We start from the raw sequence: 16275 nt of genomic DNA on the forward strand, positions 1-16275 counted from the left end.
GTTCACATGCGACTACGTCGCGATGTCGGGATAGGGCAGCGAGATGTGTTCCATGGCCCGGGCGTAGGCGAGCTGGTACTCGAGCGGCCCGTGGTCGCGCTCGAACATCGCGATGAACAGCGTCAGCGTGAGGAACGGGTGTGCGCCCATCTCGAAGAGCCGGACGTGGTCGTGCCCGGCCAGCGCCGCCCGCTCGTCGTCGGAGAAAGTGAGCCACGTCGACCGTTCCCCGGAATGACAGTTGAGGAGCTTGTTCGCGTACTCCCGTTCCCAGTCCGCGACGCATCCCGCCGGGTCCGTGCGGTAGCGCTCGACGAGGTCGGGATCGCGGTCGACGGTGTAGAGGAACTTGTCGAGCAGGTACTTGCTCACGCCGGAGACACCCCGTTCGGATACCAGGTGAAATAGGCCTCCATGGTGTGGAAGAGGTCGAGCGAGTCGACGTGGTCGGCCTTCTTCCCCTCCCCCGCCACACCCATCATCAGCATGAAGTCCATGAACCCGTGCGTGGCGTTCCCGGGCGCGTGCAGGGAATCGAGCGTCACCTCGGACAGGCACCCCTCGAGGTCACCGGAGGCGATCCACTCGACGGCCTTGCGGTCGAACTCCGGGTCGGGCCCGTGCGGGCCGAACTGGCGCGGTCCGCCCAGCTCCAGCGACAGGTGCCCGGTCCCGATCACCGCAACCCGTTGATCCGAGGGCCACGACTCGACCAGCTCCCGGATCGTGCGCCCGAGCTGCACGAACCGCTTCGGCTGCGGCAGCGGTGGCGCGAAGATGTTGGTGTAGATCGGGACGATCGGCAGGTCGGCCTCGGGGCGCAGCGTGATGATCGGGCACGTGATCGAGTGGTCGATCCGCAGTTCGTTGGAGAACGCGAGGTCGAACCCGGCGTCGAGACCCTCGCGGAGAATGTACGACGACAGGTCCTCCTGGCCCTGCAACGTCATCCGCGGCAGACCGAACTCGCGCTCCTCGTTGTACCAGTTGGCGTCGAAGACCGGCGCCTTCCCGACGAGGAACTGCGGCATGTTGTCGAGCCACAACTGGTGGAAATGGTCGGAGCCGACCATGACGAGGACGTCGGGACGGGCCCGTGTCAACGTCTCGCGGAACGTCTCGATCTTCGACACCCATTCGTCCGCGAACGGCGGGCGGTCGGCACCCGTCGACGTCGAGGCCCGGTAGTAGAAGGGGTGGTGGGTGGAGGCGATCACCGCGACGAGCTCAGCCATGCGCGTCTCCGTTCAGCGACGGCGGAATGTAGGGGTCCGGTTCGACCGGCTCATTGTTCAGGTCGACGCTCAGGAAGATCTCGTTCGCGACGGGATGGCGCAGTTCCTCCGCCAGCTGCCCGATCAGGCCGGCCGTCCGCGCGAGCAGCGCGAATCCCCGCAGCAGTTCCAGGGGCAGCCCGAGGTCGGCGAGGACCGCGCCGCAGACCCCGGCGCCGTTGAGCGGCAGCGTCTTTCCGAGCACCTGCGGGTGGACCCGGCCGATCGCGGCGAACAGCGCCAGGTGCGGGCCGGTCACGCCCTCCTCGGCGGCCAGGGCCATGAGCTTCGGCGTCCGGGGATCGCCCTGCTTGTGCACGTGATGGCCGAGACCGGGGACGAACCGCTTCGCCGCGCGCTGGGCGGTGACCACCTGCAGCGCGAGCGCGTCCCAGCCCTCGTCGTCGGCGGGAAGGGGCTCGCTCAGCTGCTCGTGCAGGAACCGCCCGCAGTCCTCGGTGACGCCGAGGAAGCGCGACCCGCCCGCCAGCAGCCCGGCCGCGAGCGCCCCCTGCACCGAGTCCGGCGCCGAGAGGTGGGTCAGCCGGGTGACGATCGCCGTGGGCGTGTAGCCGTGGTCGGCGAGCGCGGCCAGGACCGCCTCGAAGACGCGCGTCTCACCCGCCGTCGGACGCCGTTGGGTCGCGAGCCAGAACGCGAGCTCGCCGAACCCGACCTGGCCCATGACGTCGTCGACGAGGTCGTGCCCGAGCAGGGTGATCTTGTCGGGCGAGGACGCGCCCAACGCCGTCGGGTAGACGTGATCGCTCATCGGTCGCCCCCGCCCGAGAGCCATTCCCGCAGTTCGGAGCCGTGCTCGTCCAGCTCGGGCGGCGGCAGCTCGTAGACCGCCGGGGTCTCGGAGAACCGGATCGGGTGCCTCGTCGTCGGGACCGCCCGGTCGCCCTCCCCGACGGAGAGGATCGGCTCCAGCCCGAAGCGCTCGGCCATCGCGAACCCGCCGTCGATCGACTGGATCGGCCCGCACGGGACCCCCGCCTCGACGAGCAGGTCGAACCACTCGACCGCGGTCTTCTCCTTCAGCTTCGCGACGAGGATCGGGCGCAGCACGTCGCGGTTCTCGGTGCGGTCCGCGTTGCGGGCGAACCTGGGATCGTCGGCGACGCCGTCGAGCCCGAGCACCTCGCAGAGCTTGCGGAACTGGCCGTCGTTCGCGGCGGTGACGATCAGGTCGTCGTCGGCGGTCTCCAGCGGCTCGTACGGGAAGACGCTCGGGTGCGCGTTGCCCATCCGATGCGGGACGACGCCGCCCGCGGCCCAAGCGCTCGAATGGTTCACCAGCCCGGTGAGCGCCGACGACAGCAGGTTGACCTCGACGTGCTGGCCGTCGCCGGTCGCGTCGCGGTGGCGCAGTGCGGCGAGGATGCCGATGACGGCGTGGTTGCCGGCCATCACGTCGAACACCGAGATGCCGGCGCGGTAGGGCGGGCCGTCGGGATCGCCGGTCAGGTCCATCAGGCCGGAGATCGCCTGAACCATGAGGTCGTAGCCCGGGACGTGCGCACCGGCGCCGGAGCCGAAGCCGGAGATGCTCGAGTAGACGACGCCGGGGTTCGTCGCGCTGACCGTCTCGTAGTCCAGCCCGTACTTCGCCATGCCGCCCGGGCGGAGGTTCTCGATGACGACGTCGGCGCGCCGCGCGAGCTCCCGGGCGACCCCGACGTCGTCGGGATCGCGGAGGTCCAGGGCGATCGAGCGCTTGCCGCGGTTCACGCCGAGGTAGTACGTCGAGGTCTCGCCGCGGGTCGGCGGCATCCAGGTCCGGGTGTCGTCACCGCGCGGGCCCTCGACCTTGACGACCTCGGCACCCATGTCCGCCAGCAGCATCGTCGCGTAGGGCCCCGCGAGGATGCGCGAGAAGTCGGCCACCAGGACCCCGGCGAGCGGTCCAGCCATGCGCGGTCCTCCTTGCCGGTCCTGTCAGCGATGGTCCGTTGCTGACGTCTGGTGTCAGAACGGCGCCACTCTCACATCCGGCACTGCGAGTTGTGTCCGCTCAGCGGACGTCTGTCCGTCGTTGATCCTGGAACCCTCGACGACGGGCGTCAAGAGTCCGGCGCATCGACCCCCGCGTAGGAGTGCGCGAACCAGCGGGCCATCCCGGCGTCGTCGCGCAGCGCCCGCACCCAGGCCTCCCGGGTGCCGTGCACGAACGCCGCCGCCGACTCGCCGCCGAGCGCGTCGGCGGTCCGCGCCGTGAGGATGCGGAGGAACCAGTCGGAGAACGCCTGGGCGTGCCAGATCGCCGGGACCCGACGGTCGGAGTAGGCCGCCAGCCGGCCGCCGTCGCCGTCGCGGTCGGAGATCAACCCGTGCGCGAGCTCGACCGCATCGGCGATCGCGAGGTTCATCCCCTTGCCCCCGGCGGGGGTGATGAGGTGCGCGGCGTCGCCCGCGAGGAACAGCCGGCCGTGCTGCATCGGGGTGATCACGCGGGTGCGGAGATCGAGGGTGTCGACGCTGTTCAGCCGCACCCCGTCGAGCGCTCCGGGCATCCCGAGGCGGTCGGCGAGCTCGGTGCGCAGCGCGTCGTGGGACTGGTCGTCGGCCGCTTCGTCCGCGGGGACCTCCAGGTAGAAGCGGGTCTCGTTCGGGCCGCGGCGCAGGTGGGCGGCGTAGCCGCGGGGGTGGATGCCGTAGACGGTGCGGTCGACGAGCGGCGGCGTGGCGGTCGCGACGACGAGCCAGCGGGCGGGCACCCGACGATCGAGCGTCGCGACGTGATCGGCCATCGCCCGCGCCACCGGGCTCGCCGCCCCGTCGGCGCCCACGACGACGTCGGGGGTCAACTCGCGCCGCTCGCCGTCGGGACCCTCGACGACGACGGCCGGTGTGTCGCCGTCGACGCTCACGACCTGATGGGAGAACGCGAGCGGCGCGTCGTCGGCGACCAGGGCGGCGGCGAGCTCGGCGACGAGCCGGTGCTGCGGGAAGACGAAGTGCGGCCGGTCGCCGGTGAGGTCGGCGTACTCGAGGGTGTGCGAGGTCTGCGGGGTGCGGAACTCGACGCGGCGGTTCTCGGCGTCGAACGTCAGCGGGGCGCCGGGTGCGTCGGCGAGTCCTTCGCGGCGCAGTGTCTGCACGGTGCGGTACTCGACGATGCCGGCCTTCGGCTGCGTGCCGATCTCGGCCTGCGTGAGCCGCTCGACCAGCACGAACGGCACCCGCGCGCGGTGCAGCAGCCAGGCCAGGACGAGGCCGGCGGGTCCGGCTCCGACGATCACGACGCGTGGGTCGTCCGGCACCGGATCATCTCCTCGTCATCGGGGGCGGGATCATCGTGCGCGCGGGGAGCCGGGTGGCGCGCGACGGTTCCCGGTGGGCGGGAGCCGCCCCGGCCGCGCGGTCCCCGTGGCGGGCCTTGTCGCGGGCTGTCGCGCCGAGCTCCATGTCTCGTCGTTGTGAATCAGAACGACAAGCTGATGGGCCGACCGTGGAAGCCCGCGACAAGGCGCCGCCGCCAGGATCGCGGGGCCGGCGGCCGGGCGATGAGGAGCACACCAGGCAGCCTCAGCGACCCCAGAACCCGCCCCAAGTGCCCTCGTGGCCCCCGGAGCGCGCTGACCCCTCAGGACGCCGGCAACGTCACGTGCGGCAGCGCCTCCCGCCGCGCGAAGTCCGCGCTGATCTCCCCCGCCGTCGCGAGCAGCAGCGGCAGGTGGTGCTCGACGAGCCGCTCCACCGAGGTCTCCGCCGCGTGACAGTTGACATTGACCCCGGCGATCACGCGGCCGGACCCGTCGCGCAGGGGCGCCGCGACCGAGCGAATGCCGAGGGTGAGCTGCTCGTCGGTCAGCGCCCAGCCACGCGCCCGGACCTCCCGCAGCGCGGCGTCCCGCTCCTCGATCGACGGCTGCCACCGCGGCACCAGACCCGAGCGGGTGGGCTCGGCGAGGACCCGGTCGAGCTCGGCCGTCGACAGCGCCGCCAGCTGCACCTTGCCCAGCGAGGTCGGCAGCGCGGGAAAGCGCGTGCCGATCTGCACCGCCAGCGAGACGATCTTCGGCACGCTGGCCCGCGCGACGTAGACGATGTCCGAGCCGTCGAGCTGGGCGATCGAGCACGACTCGTGGGTGCGCGCCGACAACGCCTCGAGATGGGGGCGCGCGACCTCCCACAGGCCCATCGACCCGACGTAGGCCACGCCGAGATCCAGCACCCGCGGCGTGAGCGCGTACCCGCGATCGCCGCTGCGCACGTAGCCGAGCTCGGTGAGGGTCAGGAGGATCCGGCGCGCGGTCGGGCGGGCCAGACCGGTGGCCGTCGCGACCTCGGCCAGCGTCATCTCCGGGCGCGCCGGACCGAACGCCGCGATCACCTCGAGCCCGCGCGCGAGCGCCTCGATGAAGTCCGGTCCGGTCCCCTCGCGTGGCACCCGCGTCACCTCCCCGCTGTTCGGGTGGGCGCAGCGTAACCGCTCACTGACCGCCAGGCGGACGGTCGTCACCCGAACCGACCCCAGGGCCCGACGGACGCCCGACCGTTGACAGCGAAACGATGCCTGAGCAGAGTGACCCGCATCATGTGACCGTCATACGGACATTCGTCCGCGACCGAGGGAGCGTCCGATGCCCGAGTCCACCGGCGAGGCCCGACGGCCGGTCGTCCTGCGCGGCGGCACCGTGCTCACCCTCGACGGCGCCCACACCGTCCTCACCGGCGCCGACGTCCTGGTCGTCGACGACCGCATCGCCGGGATCGGGCCCGACCTCGCCGTGCCCGACGGCACCGAGGAGATCGACGCCCGCGGCGGCATCGTCATGCCCGGGATGATCGACACGCACCGGCACATGTGGCAGACCGCGATGCGCGGGTACGGCGCGGACTGGACGCTCACGCAGTACTTCGTCTGGTACTACCTCGAGCACGGCAAGGCGTTCCGCCCGGAGGACGTGCACGCCGGCAACCTGGTCGGTGCCCTCGAGGCGATCGACGCCGGGGTGACCACCACCGTCGACTGGTCCCACGGCCTGCAGACCCCGCAGCACGCCGACGCCGCCGCCGACGCGCTCGAGTCGGTCCCGGGCCGGTTCGTGCTCGCCTACGGCAACATCCAGGACGCGCCGGCCAACTGGACCACGTCGTCCGGGTTCCGCGACTTCGTCGAGCGCCGCATGAGCGGCAACCGCGACATGCTCGGCTTCCAGCTCGCCTTCGACGTCACCGGCGACCCCTCGTTCCCCGAGAAGCCGGCGTTCGAGGTGGCGCGCGAGCTCGGGGTGCCGGTCACCACCCACGCCGGGGTGTGGGGCGCGACGAACGACGACGGCATCCGGCTGATGCACGACCACGGGTTCGCGACGCCCGAGACCGTCTACGTGCACGCCGCGTCGCTCTCCGCCGACTCGTACCACCGCATCGCCGCGACCGGTGGCGCGATCTCGGTGTCGACCGAGAGCGAGCAGTCGGCGGGCCAGGGCTACCCGCCCACCTGGGCGCTGCGGGCGCACGACCTGCCGGTGTCGCTGTCGATGGACACCACGGTCTGGTGGAGCGGCGACCTGTTCTCCGCGATGCGCACGACGCTGGGCGCCGACCGGTCCCGCGAGCACCTCGAGGCGCACGCCAAGGGCGAGACCGTCACGCACGCGGCACTGCGCGCCGAGCAGGTCGTCGACTGGGCCACCCGCGGCGGCGCACGGGCGCTGGGCCGCGACGACCTGGGCAGCCTCGAGGTCGGGAAGAAGGCCGACGTCGTGCTGATCCGCAACGAGAGCTCACCGGTGATGTTCCCGCTGCTCCACCCCTACGGCCACGTCGCCTTCCAGGCCCAGCGCGGCGACGTCGAGGCGGTGATCGTCGACGGGCGCGTGGTCAAGCGGAACCACCGGCTCGTCGGGGTCGACCTCGCCGCCGCGCGCCGGACCGTCGAGGCCACCGTGGACCACCTGCGCGGCACGCTCGGGGCGGACGCCTGGGGTCAGGGCATGAACCCGGACGTCCCGGCGACGAAGGTCCTCGACAACCCGTACCAGTACACCGACTACCGGTCGGCCTCGACGCACGGCGGGTAGGCGCGCGCCTCACGAGGACGAGGTCCACCTCGTCCAGAACTGCTCGAGATGGGCCCGGTCCATGTCCATCGTGCGCAGCTCGCGCCACCGGCCGTCGGGCCCGGCGACGAACATGTAGATCGCGCGGTTGTCGAACGCGACCCCGTTCGCGGTGCCGTGCTCGTGGATGAGCAGCACGACGCCGTCGTCCCAGCCCCAGCCGCCGAGGACGTCCTGGGCGAACGTGCCCTCGAAGATCCCGACGAAGGAGTAGAAGAACTCCAGGACCGCCTTCTTGCCCCGCAGCTCCCGCCAGGGCCCGGACCCGAGGTCGTTGACCATGACGACCTCGTCGGAGGTCTGCGCCAGGATCGGCTCGAGATCACCGGTCTTCAGGGCCTCGAACGCGTCGCGGGTGCTGACCAACCGCGGGTGCTCGGTGGTCGTGGTCATGGGTCCCCCTCGGGCCGGATGCCGTGGCACGGGCGACGTTAGGGAGGACGCGACCGGAGAACATCTGCCGAGACGCAGAGGTGAATCACCCGGGGTCGCGGCGGGCGGCCAGCGCGGCGAGCTCGGTCCGGCTGGTGACGCCGAGCTTGGCGAACACGCTGCGCAGGTGGGTCCGGACGGTGCCCGCCGAGATGAGCAGCGCCTCGCCGACCGCCGCGTTCGTCCGGCCCGTCCCGACGAGGTCGACGACGTCCCGTTCGGTCGGGGTGAGGCTCTCCCAGCCGCTCGACGGCCGACCGCGAGCGCCCCGGGCGCGCACGGCGTAGGCGACCGCGCGGTCCCGGTCGAGCCGGGCCCCGGCGGCCTCCGCCTCACGGCGGGCGCCGGCCGGCAGGGTGGCGACGACGGCGTCCCGGTCGGCGAGCAGCGCACGTGCCAGCGGGGACCGGACCGCGCCGAGCACCTCGCGCCGTCGATCCGCGGCGGCGTGCAGCCGCGCCGCCGCCACCACCCGGGCGGCGTCGAGCGCGACGCCGGCGACGAGGTCCAGGGCGTCCGGGAGCAGCCCCTCCAGATCACCGACGGCGGCCTCCGCGAGCGCGGTGTGTGCCCGGGCGGCGGCGCTCTCCCGCTCGGCCGACCCCGGCGCCGCCCGCGCCCGGTCCGCCGCCGCCCCGACGAGCAGCGCCGCACAGGCGAGCTCCCGGTGGCCGATCGCGTCGGCCGCCGTCGTCGCGTCGGCCGCCGCGCGGGACGCGATCTCAGGGTCGCCGGCGAGGAGCGCGCACGACGCGGCGAGGACCGCGAACTCGCCGTCGACGGCGGGCAGCCCCGCCGGGACGGACCCGCGCCGCGCCGCCGCCGCGACCGGATCCCGCCCGACGGCGGCCACCGTCGCGGCCAGCTCCACGACGACGGCGGTCCCGACGCCCGGGTGGGTCGTGAAGAACGGCCGGACCTCGGCCACCAGCGCCGCCGCGTCGTCGGCCCGGCCACGGGCGACGAGGCTCCGGACGACCGGCAGCAGCGACGCTCCCGCGCTGACCGGCTCGGCGACCCCGAGGGCCAGCGCGAGCCCGGCCCGGCCGTACGCCTCGGCGTCGTCGTTCCGGGCCGCGCGACCCGCGATCTCGGCGCGGATCGCCGCGTCCCACGCCCGCAGCTGCGGGTGCCCGAGCCGCTCGAGGGCGGGCAGGCCCTCGTCGGCGTGGCACCGGGCCTCGGTGTCCGCGCAGCGCAGCAGGCACGAGTAGGCGCGCATCTGACGGGACTCGACCTCGCCCCAGTCGTCGCCCGCGCCGACCGCGAGCGTCACGGCCTCGGCGAGCAGCGGCTCCGCGCCGGCCGGGTCGACGAACATCTGCACCATCCCGACCAGCGTCAGCGACCGCCCCCGCGTCTGCTCGTCCCCGGCGCCCGCCGCCCGCTCGGCCGCCTCGACCGCCAGCCCCACCCCGACCTCGAGGTCCCCGGCGTAGGCGGTGAGGAACGCCTGCGCCCAGACCAGCCGCGGTGGCGGGTCGGCGAGAGCGGCGCGCACGGCGTCGGCGAGGTCCCGACCCTCGGCGCACCGGCCGCGCAGCGACCAGCCGAAGGCGAGGTCGGCGACGACGTCGGCGGCCCGGTCGAGCCCGGAGCCGCTCGCCGCGGCCCACCGCAGGGCCGCGTGGACGGCGGCGCGGTCGCGGTCGAGCCGGGCGAGCGCGTCGGGCTCGGCGCGCCCCAGACCCGGTGCGAGCTCCGCCGCGAGCGCGCCGACCCAGTCGCCGAGCCGGGCGTGGACCGCGACCCCGGCGCCGCCCAGGAGCTCCGCGGCGTGCTCGCGCGCCGAGTCGAGGAGCCGGTAGCGGCCGTCGGCCGGGTCGAAGGTGACCAGCGAGTGCTCGACGAGGGTGGCGACGGCGGGTGCGTCGTCGCCGGCGACGCCCGTCGCGGCGGCCCGGGTGAAACGGCCGCCGATCACCGAGAGCGCCGCGAGCGCCCGGGCGGCGGACGGCCCCGCCGCCGCGACACCCCAGGCGATGCACGCCCCGAGCGAGCGGTGGCGCGGCGCGAGTCCCGGGTCGTCGGCCGCCGCGAAGCGCAGCCGGTCGGCCATGCCCTCCCGGATGTCGTCCAGCGCCAGCACCCGGGCGTGGCCCGCCGCGAGCTCCACCGCCAGCGGCAGCCCATCGGCGAGCCGGCAGATCGCGCGCACGGATTCATCGTCGATCGGCAGGTCGGGACGCACCGCCCGCGCGCGCTCGGCGAACAGCGCCGACCCGCCGTCGTCGAGCGGCCCGAGCGACTGGACCTCCTCGCCGACGACACCGAGCCGCCGCCGGCTCGTCGCGAGCACCCGCAGCTCCGGGCAGCCGCGCAGGAGCGTCGTGACCAGCACCGCGACCTCGTCGTGCCGGTGCTCGCAGCCGTCGACGACGAGGACGCCGGTCGCCTCGGCCAGGGCGGCGACGAGCCGGTGCGCCGGGGTCAGCTCCGGGTCGTCGCGGACGCCGCAGGCGTGCAGCGCCGCGAGCGTGACGTCGTCGGGCCGGTCGGCCGCGGCGAGCTCGACGAACCCGACGACGTCGCCGCGCTCCCGCACGACCTCGACCGCCAGCCGGCTCTTTCCCGCCCCGCCGGGACCCACGAGCGACACCAGCCGGGCGCGGGCGAGCCGGTCGGTCAGCACCGCGCGCTCGGGCTCGCGGCCCACGAACGAGGACGCGAATGCGGGCAGCCCCGTCACGGTCGCCTCCGGCATGTGCGTGCGTTTCCGTGCTCAGACACGGAAACGCACGCACATGGCGTCAGCCCAACGATCCGTACAGCGCCTCCTCGAAATCGCCGTAGAGCTTCCACGCCTCGTGCTCGGTGATGAACGGCAGCGAATTGGTGTAGATGGAGGCGCAGATCCCGGTGGTGCGGTCGATGAAGAAGTGCGTGTTCAGCAGGCCCGCCCAGGCCCCGGTCCATGCCCGCCGGCGGCCGGGAATGTCCGCGGTGTTGAGCAGCAGCCCGTAACCCCAGGTCCAGCCCGAGCCCAGGTGCAGCGTGTCGGTGATCGGCGGGTCGGCGGTGGTGATCTCGGTCGGGATCGGCAGGCCCTCGAGCTGGTCGGAGAAGGCCGCGTCGACGGTCTCCTGGCTCAGGATGCGGGCACCGTCGAGCTCACCGCCGCGCAGCAGCGCCCGCTCGAAACGGATGTAGTCGCGCGGGGTCGAGTGCAGGCCGTGGCCGCCCGCCCACCACTGCGGATCGTCGGGAAGGATGTTCCCGGCCGAGGCCCAGCGGCCGTCCTCGCCCTTGATGTGGACCGGTGTCTTGTTGCCCTGCCGCGCGTCGTCGAGGGCGAACATCGTGTCGTCCATGCCCAGCGGGCCGGTGATGTTCTCCTTGAGGACGACGTCGAGCGTGGTCCCGGCGACGGCCTCGACGACGCGCCCGAGCCAGTCGGTGTTGATGCCGTACTCGAAGCGCGTGCCGGGGTCGGCGACGAGCGGGGCCTGGAATGCGGCCCGGTCGCCCGGGACGACGTTGGGGATTCCGGTGACCGATTCCCAGCGCACGATGTCCGGGTTCCAGAACCAGTACGACAGCCCCGAGGTGTGGGTGACGAGCTGCTTGACGGTCGCGCGGCTCTTCGGGGCGCGCAGCCGCGGGGTGTCGCCGTCGAATCCGTCGAGCACCTGCAGGTCGGCGAACTCCGGCACGTAGTCCTCGACGGGTGCGGCGAGGTCGAGCCGGCCCTGCTCCACCTGCTGGAGCGCGGCCGCCGTCGCGACCATCTTGGTCATCGACATGATCCGGAAGTGGGTGCCGCCCGAGACCGGATCGCCGCCGCCGACCACGCGCTCGCCGGCCGCCCCCTCGTAGAACACGCCGTCGCGGTCCGCCGCGATGCCGACGACGTGGGGCACGGCCCCGTTGTCGACCGCCGCCTGCAGGACCTTGTCGATTCCGGACCCGTCGAACGTGGGCATCGGGTGGCCTCCGTCGGTCTCGCGCGCCCAGGGGTGGAGCGCGCACCTGACGGCGATCCAACCAAGTGAGCTAGATCACGTCGCCGGGTCGATCGGGCAGTCCTTCTCCCGACAGCGGCGGCGGGCACCTACGCGAAGTCGACGTCGCGGGTCTCCGGGCCCGCGGCCGCGCCGGCTGCGCCGAGCAGACCGCCGACGGCGAGCAGCACGACCGCGGCCGCCGCGTACGGCAGGAACCCGGAGAGCCCGGCCACGAAGAACGCGTAGAAGGACGGGATCACCACCGACACGCTGAACCCGAGGCCGAACCCGGACGCGCGGACGTCGGTGCGGAAGCGCTCGGTGATGTACGGGAGCACGACGCCCCAGGGCGCGGTGACGACCACCGAGAACGCGCACACCACGACGATCACGACGCCGAAAGGCATTCCCCGAACGCCGGCGAGCAGCGCCAACAGCACCGACCCGACGATCGCGATCAGCACCCCGCAGATCACGAAGAACCGCCGCCGGCCGATCCGCTGACCGATCACCCCGGACGCGATGTAGCTCCCGACCAGGCACACGTAGGAGATCAGCAGCACCACGGTGACCTGCGAGTTCGGCAGTCCGACGAGGTCGCGCAGCACCGTCGTCGGGAGGAACAGCGTGACGAGGTTCTGGGTGAGCCAGAACCCGGTCATCATCGCGAACACCTGCCAGAACGCCCGGCCGCTCTCGCCGGTGACGACGGCCAGCAGCGGGCGCAGCGAGCCGCCCTGCGACGTCCCCTCGGCCTTCGCCGCCTCCGCCGCCTCCCACACCTCGGACTCGGACACGCTGCGGACGTAGTAGAGGGCGAGGACCCCGGCGAGCACGGCGCCCAGCACGAACGGGACGCGCCAGCCCCACTCGACGTAGGGCGAGCCCGCCCCGGCCAGCGGGAAGATCGCGAAGCAGGCCATCCCGATCAGCGTGATCACGATGTAGGCCAGCGGGAACGCGGACAGGATGATCCCGCCGAGCAGGCCCCGGCGGTGCTTCGGCGAGTACTCCATCGCCAGCGGCAGCGCCCCGGTGTAGCCGCCGCCCAGGCAGATGCCGTCGAGGAAGCGCAGCGCGATGAGCAGCCAGTACGAGGCGATCCCGATCGTCGCGTGGCCCGGCACCAGCGCGATGAGCAGCGTGATCACCCCGAACCCGGAGACCGACGCGATCGTCGAGCGCCGCCGCCCGATCCGGTCGGCCAGTGCCCCGAAGACCGCCGCCCCGATCGGGCGCCCGATCAGCGTGGTCACGAAGACCAGCGAGGTCAGGATCGCCGCGAGACCCGGGTCGAGGTGGGCCGGTGAGAAGTAGACCAGCGCGGGCGTGAGCACGACCGTCGGCAGGTAGATGTCGAACATGTCGACGAACTCCGCGAAGAACGCGCCGCGCGTCGCGGAGCGCCGCTTGGCCACGCGCTCCGGGGTCTCCGGGACCGACGCGGACGCGGCGGGCACCGCCTGATCGGGACTCGTCATCGAGACCACCTCTTGACTCGCGCGGCGACGATCGCGCCGGATTTCGTCTGGCTGTCAGACAATCTGGAACGTAAGGTGGGTCACCGTCGGCGTCAACCGTCGGCCCGGCGCGAGGGGAGGCCCGCCAGCGATGCAGCTCGACGACGAGCAGATCACCGCGGCCCTGCACGACGACCTCCTGCGCGGCCTGCCGCCCGGTCCCCCGGCGACCCTGCTGCTCGACGTCGCCGGCACCCGCGTGCTCCTCGACGTCGCCGACGGGGGCCTGACCGTCCGGCCCGCACCCGGGATCAACGACACCTGGGACGTCGCGTTCACCCTGACCGCGCAAGACTGGGACGACGTCTGCGCCGACCCGCCGCCGCGCGGCGCCACCACCGCCCAGGCCCTCGTCGCGACCCGGGGAGCCGACCGGGTCGCCGGCCGCCGCGAGGTCTGGGCGCGATCGGCGCCGCTGCTCGACCGGGTCGTCGCCGCCCTGCGGGACGCGGTCCGGAAACCCGTCGACCGCCGGCCCGATCCCGCGCCGCCCGCCCCGGGACTCGGGCCGTCGGTCGGGCGCTACCTGCACCTCGAGGACGGCCGGCGGATCTTCGTGGAGACCGCCGGGGAGGGTGTCCCGCTGCTGTGCCTGCACACCGCGGGCGCCGACTCCCGCCAGTTCCGCGGGCTGCTCGAGGACCCCCGCGTCACCGACCACCACCGCGTCGTCGCCTTCGACATGCCCTGGCACGGCCGCTCGGACCCGCCCGACGACTGGCGGACCCGCCGCTACACGCTCGACACCCGGACCTACGCGAGCACGGTGCTCGCCGTCGCCGACGCCCTGGCGCTCGACCGGCCGGTGCTGATCGGCTGCTCGATGGGCGGCGCGATCGCGCTCTACCTGGCCGCGGAGCACGGCGAGCGCTTCCGCGGGGTGTGCGCGCTCGAGGGTGGCCTCGGCAGCCCCGGCCGGTTCGTCGAGTGGACCCACCGGGCCGACGTCGACCACTCCGCGTTCCTGGCGAGCTGGGTCGGCGGCCTCATCGCGCCCGGCAGCCCCACCGGCCCCCGCGAGCAGACGCTGTGGGGCTACGCGAGCACCGGGCCGGGCGTCTACCAGGGCGACACGCACTTCTACTCGGTCGACTTTCCGACGGTGTCCGCCGGGCTCGGCCGGGCCACGTGCCCGCTGTACGTGTTCAGCGGGGAGTACGACTACTCGGCGACCACCGAGATGAGCCGGGAGGCCGCCGAGCGCCTCGGCGGCGAGCTGGTGACGATGCCCGGACGCGGCCACTTCCCGATGGCCGAGGACCCGGAGGGCATGGCGGAGCACCTGCTGCCGGTGCTGGCGACGCTGCGGGGCGCCCCGTGACCGAGCCGCAGGTCTGGGCGGTCCGCTACGGCACCCGCACCACCACCCACGCCGAGAGCTACCTGAACTGGCACGTCTACGGCGAGCCGGACGCCGCGTTCGCGATGGACTACTTCTTCTGGGTCGTGCGCGACGCCGCGGGCGCGGTGACGCTGCTCGACTGCGGCTTCGACCCCGACGTCGGCCGGCGCCGGAACCGGGAGACGCTCGTCGACCCGATCGAGGCGCTCCGTCACCTCGGGATCGACCCGGGCACCGTCAGTCGGATCGTCGTCAGCCACGCGCACTACGACCACATCGGCAACCTCGACCGCCTGCCCGCCGCCGAGATCGTGATGACCGCGCGGGAGCTCGAGTTCTGGACCGGACCGCACGCCGGGCGCACCCAGTTCGCGCACTCCACCGAGGCGGACGAGCTGGCCACCCTCGCGAAAGCCCGGGACGACGGCCGCATCACCACCTTCTCCGGATCGCTGCGGCTCGGCGAGCTCGAACTGCGCGAGGTCGGCGGCCACACGCCCGGCCAGCTGGTGGCGCTCGCGCCGGTCGCCGGAGGGCGCGCGGTGCTCGCGGCGGACGCCCTGCACTTCTACGACGAGCAGGACCGGGACCGGCCGTTCTTCGTCGTCGCCGACCTGGAAGCGATGTACGCGGGGTTCGACCTGCTCGCCGAGCTCGCCGCGCCCGCCGACCACGTGCTCGTCGCGGGCCACGACGCCGACGTCGGGCGCCGCTTCCCCGGGCGCGCCGACGGCACCGGGATCGACGACCTGGTGATCAGCATCGACGCGCAGGGAGGACCCCGATGAGCGGACCGGTCGGCATGATCGGCCTGGGCAACATGGGCGGGCGGATGGCGCGGCGCCTCGTCGACGCGGGCACCGCCGTCGTCGGGCATGACCCCGTCGTCGTTCCCGACGGGATCGAGCGCGGCACGAGCCCGGCGGACGTCGCCCGCCGCTGCGCCGTCGTCCTGCTCTCGCTGCCCGACAGCACCGTCGTCGAACCCGTCGTCCGCGGACCGGACGGCGTCCTCGCCGGCGCCGCACCCGGGACCGTCGTCGTCGACCTGTCCACCGCGGACCCGTCGTCGACGGCGACCCTCGCGGCCGAGGCCGCCGAGCACGGCGTGACGTTCCTCGACGCCGGGATCTCCGGCGGGGCCGCGGCCGCGGAGAAGGGCACGCTGACGATCACCGCGGGCGGGCGCGCCGAGGACGTCGACGCGATCCGCCCGATCCTGGCGCCGATCGCCGCCGTCGTGCACCACCTCGGGCCGGTGGGCGCCGGGCACACCGCGAAGCTGCTGAACAACTTCCTGAACGCGGTGACGCTCGCCGCGAGCGCCGAGGTGATGGTCGCGGGGCAGCGGGCCGGCCTGGACCTGCGCACTCTGCTCGAGGCGGTGAACGGCGGCAGCGGGCAGTCGTTCGCCACCAGCAACCGGTTCCCGCGCATCGTCGAGGGCGACTACCTCGAGGGCGGCCTGACCAGCCGGCTGATGACCAAGGACGTGACGCTCTACACCGAGTTGCTGGGCCGGCTCGGCGTGCCCTCGCTCAACGCGTCCGGGCCGCTCGCGAGCTTCGGGCTCGCGGCGCACCTCGGCTACGGCGACGTGATCTCCAACCGCGTCGTCGACGCCCTCGGCGACCTCGCCGGGGGCGTCCGGATCCAGCAACCACAGCAACCCAGCAGGGAGGCGTAGAC

At 73.5% G+C, this 16275-nt stretch carries 14 protein-coding genes; 4 read left to right on the plus strand and 10 right to left on the minus strand.

Translation table 11 applies throughout. The features are described 5' to 3' along the window. Nucleotides 1-12: 12 nt before the first annotated feature. The 6 genes from LQ327_RS01880 to LQ327_RS01905 form a co-directional block, all read right to left on the minus strand. Nucleotides 13-372: a hypothetical protein gene (locus LQ327_RS01880; protein WP_230729831.1), complete on the minus strand. Its 360-nt coding sequence runs from the start codon at nt 370-372 to the stop codon at nt 13-15. Further along, nucleotides 369-1235 carry a DODA-type extradiol aromatic ring-opening family dioxygenase gene (locus LQ327_RS01885; RefSeq protein ID WP_230729832.1) on the minus strand — a complete coding sequence of 289 codons (867 nt, stop codon included), beginning with the start codon at nt 1233-1235 and terminating at the stop codon, nt 369-371. Before LQ327_RS01885 ends, LQ327_RS01880 begins: the two co-directional genes overlap by 4 nt. Further along, nucleotides 1228-2046, minus strand: a complete 819-nt coding sequence (locus LQ327_RS01890; protein WP_230729833.1) for a citryl-CoA lyase — start codon at nt 2044-2046, stop codon at nt 1228-1230. The genes LQ327_RS01885 and LQ327_RS01890 overlap by 8 nt, the downstream gene beginning before the upstream one ends. Next, nucleotides 2043-3191 (minus strand): CaiB/BaiF CoA transferase family protein, encoded by a 1149-nt coding sequence (locus tag LQ327_RS01895; RefSeq protein WP_230729834.1) that lies wholly within the window; start codon nt 3189-3191, stop codon nt 2043-2045. Before LQ327_RS01895 ends, LQ327_RS01890 begins: the two co-directional genes overlap by 4 nt. Before the next feature lie 149 nt (nt 3192-3340). Next, nucleotides 3341-4540, minus strand: coding sequence for an FAD-dependent monooxygenase (locus LQ327_RS01900; RefSeq protein ID WP_230729835.1), 1200 nt, complete (start codon nt 4538-4540; stop codon nt 3341-3343). Between the two features lie 323 nt (nt 4541-4863). Beyond that, the gene (locus LQ327_RS01905; protein WP_230729836.1) at nt 4864-5670 is read right to left on the minus strand and encodes an IclR family transcriptional regulator domain-containing protein; all 807 of its coding nucleotides are present in this window, start codon (nt 5668-5670) and stop codon (nt 4864-4866) included. 193 nt (nt 5671-5863) lie between these two features. Between LQ327_RS01905 and LQ327_RS01910 the strand changes: the two genes are divergently transcribed. Next, nucleotides 5864-7309, plus strand: a complete 1446-nt coding sequence (locus LQ327_RS01910) for an amidohydrolase family protein (protein ID WP_230729837.1) — start codon at nt 5864-5866, stop codon at nt 7307-7309. Between the two features lie 9 nt (nt 7310-7318). Here the strand turns inward: LQ327_RS01910 and LQ327_RS01915 are convergent, their stop codons facing one another. From LQ327_RS01915 to LQ327_RS01930, 4 genes are all read right to left on the minus strand, one after another. Next, nucleotides 7319-7741 (minus strand): nuclear transport factor 2 family protein, encoded by a 423-nt coding sequence (locus tag LQ327_RS01915; RefSeq protein WP_230729838.1) that lies wholly within the window; start codon nt 7739-7741, stop codon nt 7319-7321. Nucleotides 7742-7826: 85 nt separating this feature from the next. Then, entirely contained in the window at nt 7827-10484 is a 2658-nt protein-coding gene (locus LQ327_RS01920; protein ID WP_230729839.1) for a helix-turn-helix transcriptional regulator, read from the minus strand. A gap of 46 nt (nt 10485-10530) precedes the next feature. Further along, the gene (locus tag LQ327_RS01925; RefSeq protein WP_230729840.1) at nt 10531-11703 is read right to left on the minus strand and encodes a serine hydrolase domain-containing protein; all 1173 of its coding nucleotides are present in this window, start codon (nt 11701-11703) and stop codon (nt 10531-10533) included. Between the two features lie 128 nt (nt 11704-11831). Further along, a complete protein-coding gene (locus LQ327_RS01930) occupies nt 11832-13205 on the minus strand; it encodes an MFS transporter (protein ID WP_230729841.1) in 1374 nt (457 codons plus the stop codon). A 130-nt stretch (nt 13206-13335) separates the two neighbouring features. Here LQ327_RS01930 and LQ327_RS01935 point away from each other — a divergent pair, with 130 nt between their 5' ends. Genes LQ327_RS01935 through LQ327_RS01945 form a run of 3 tightly spaced genes read left to right on the plus strand, consistent with a single transcriptional unit; the run spans nt 13336 to nt 16273 of the window. Next, nucleotides 13336-14565, plus strand: a complete 1230-nt coding sequence (locus LQ327_RS01935) for an alpha/beta fold hydrolase (RefSeq protein ID WP_230729842.1) — start codon at nt 13336-13338, stop codon at nt 14563-14565. Then, entirely contained in the window at nt 14562-15374 is an 813-nt protein-coding gene (locus LQ327_RS01940) for an N-acyl homoserine lactonase family protein (protein ID WP_230729843.1), read from the plus strand. Before LQ327_RS01935 ends, LQ327_RS01940 begins: the two co-directional genes overlap by 4 nt. After that, entirely contained in the window at nt 15371-16273 is a 903-nt protein-coding gene (locus LQ327_RS01945) for an NAD(P)-dependent oxidoreductase (protein ID WP_230729844.1), read from the plus strand. Before LQ327_RS01940 ends, LQ327_RS01945 begins: the two co-directional genes overlap by 4 nt. Nucleotides 16274-16275: the final 2 nt, after the last annotated feature.

Source organism: Actinomycetospora endophytica, assembly GCF_021026375.1.
GTDB lineage: Bacteria > Actinomycetota > Actinomycetes > Mycobacteriales > Pseudonocardiaceae > Actinomycetospora > Actinomycetospora endophytica.

Excerpts from the sequence above, each read along its gene's own strand:
- LQ327_RS01925 (WP_230729840.1), bottom strand. The coding sequence starts at position 11,703 with ATGCCCACGTTCGACGGGTCCGGAATCGACAAGGTCCTGCAGGCGGCG.
- LQ327_RS01920 (WP_230729839.1), bottom strand. The coding sequence starts at position 10,484 with ATGCCGGAGGCGACCGTGACGGGGCTGCCCGCATTCGCGTCCTCGTTC.
- LQ327_RS01945 (WP_230729844.1), top strand. The coding sequence starts at position 15,371 with ATGAGCGGACCGGTCGGCATGATCGGCCTGGGCAACATGGGCGGGCGG.
- LQ327_RS01885 (WP_230729832.1), bottom strand. The coding sequence starts at position 1,235 with ATGGCTGAGCTCGTCGCGGTGATCGCCTCCACCCACCACCCCTTCTAC.
- LQ327_RS01930 (WP_230729841.1), bottom strand. The coding sequence starts at position 13,205 with ATGACGAGTCCCGATCAGGCGGTGCCCGCCGCGTCCGCGTCGGTCCCG.
- LQ327_RS01910 (WP_230729837.1), top strand. The coding sequence starts at position 5,864 with ATGCCCGAGTCCACCGGCGAGGCCCGACGGCCGGTCGTCCTGCGCGGC.
- LQ327_RS01895 (WP_230729834.1), bottom strand. The coding sequence starts at position 3,191 with ATGGCTGGACCGCTCGCCGGGGTCCTGGTGGCCGACTTCTCGCGCATC.
- LQ327_RS01915 (WP_230729838.1), bottom strand. The coding sequence starts at position 7,741 with ATGACCACGACCACCGAGCACCCGCGGTTGGTCAGCACCCGCGACGCG.
- LQ327_RS01935 (WP_230729842.1), top strand. The coding sequence starts at position 13,336 with ATGCAGCTCGACGACGAGCAGATCACCGCGGCCCTGCACGACGACCTC.
- LQ327_RS01890 (WP_230729833.1), bottom strand. The coding sequence starts at position 2,046 with ATGAGCGATCACGTCTACCCGACGGCGTTGGGCGCGTCCTCGCCCGAC.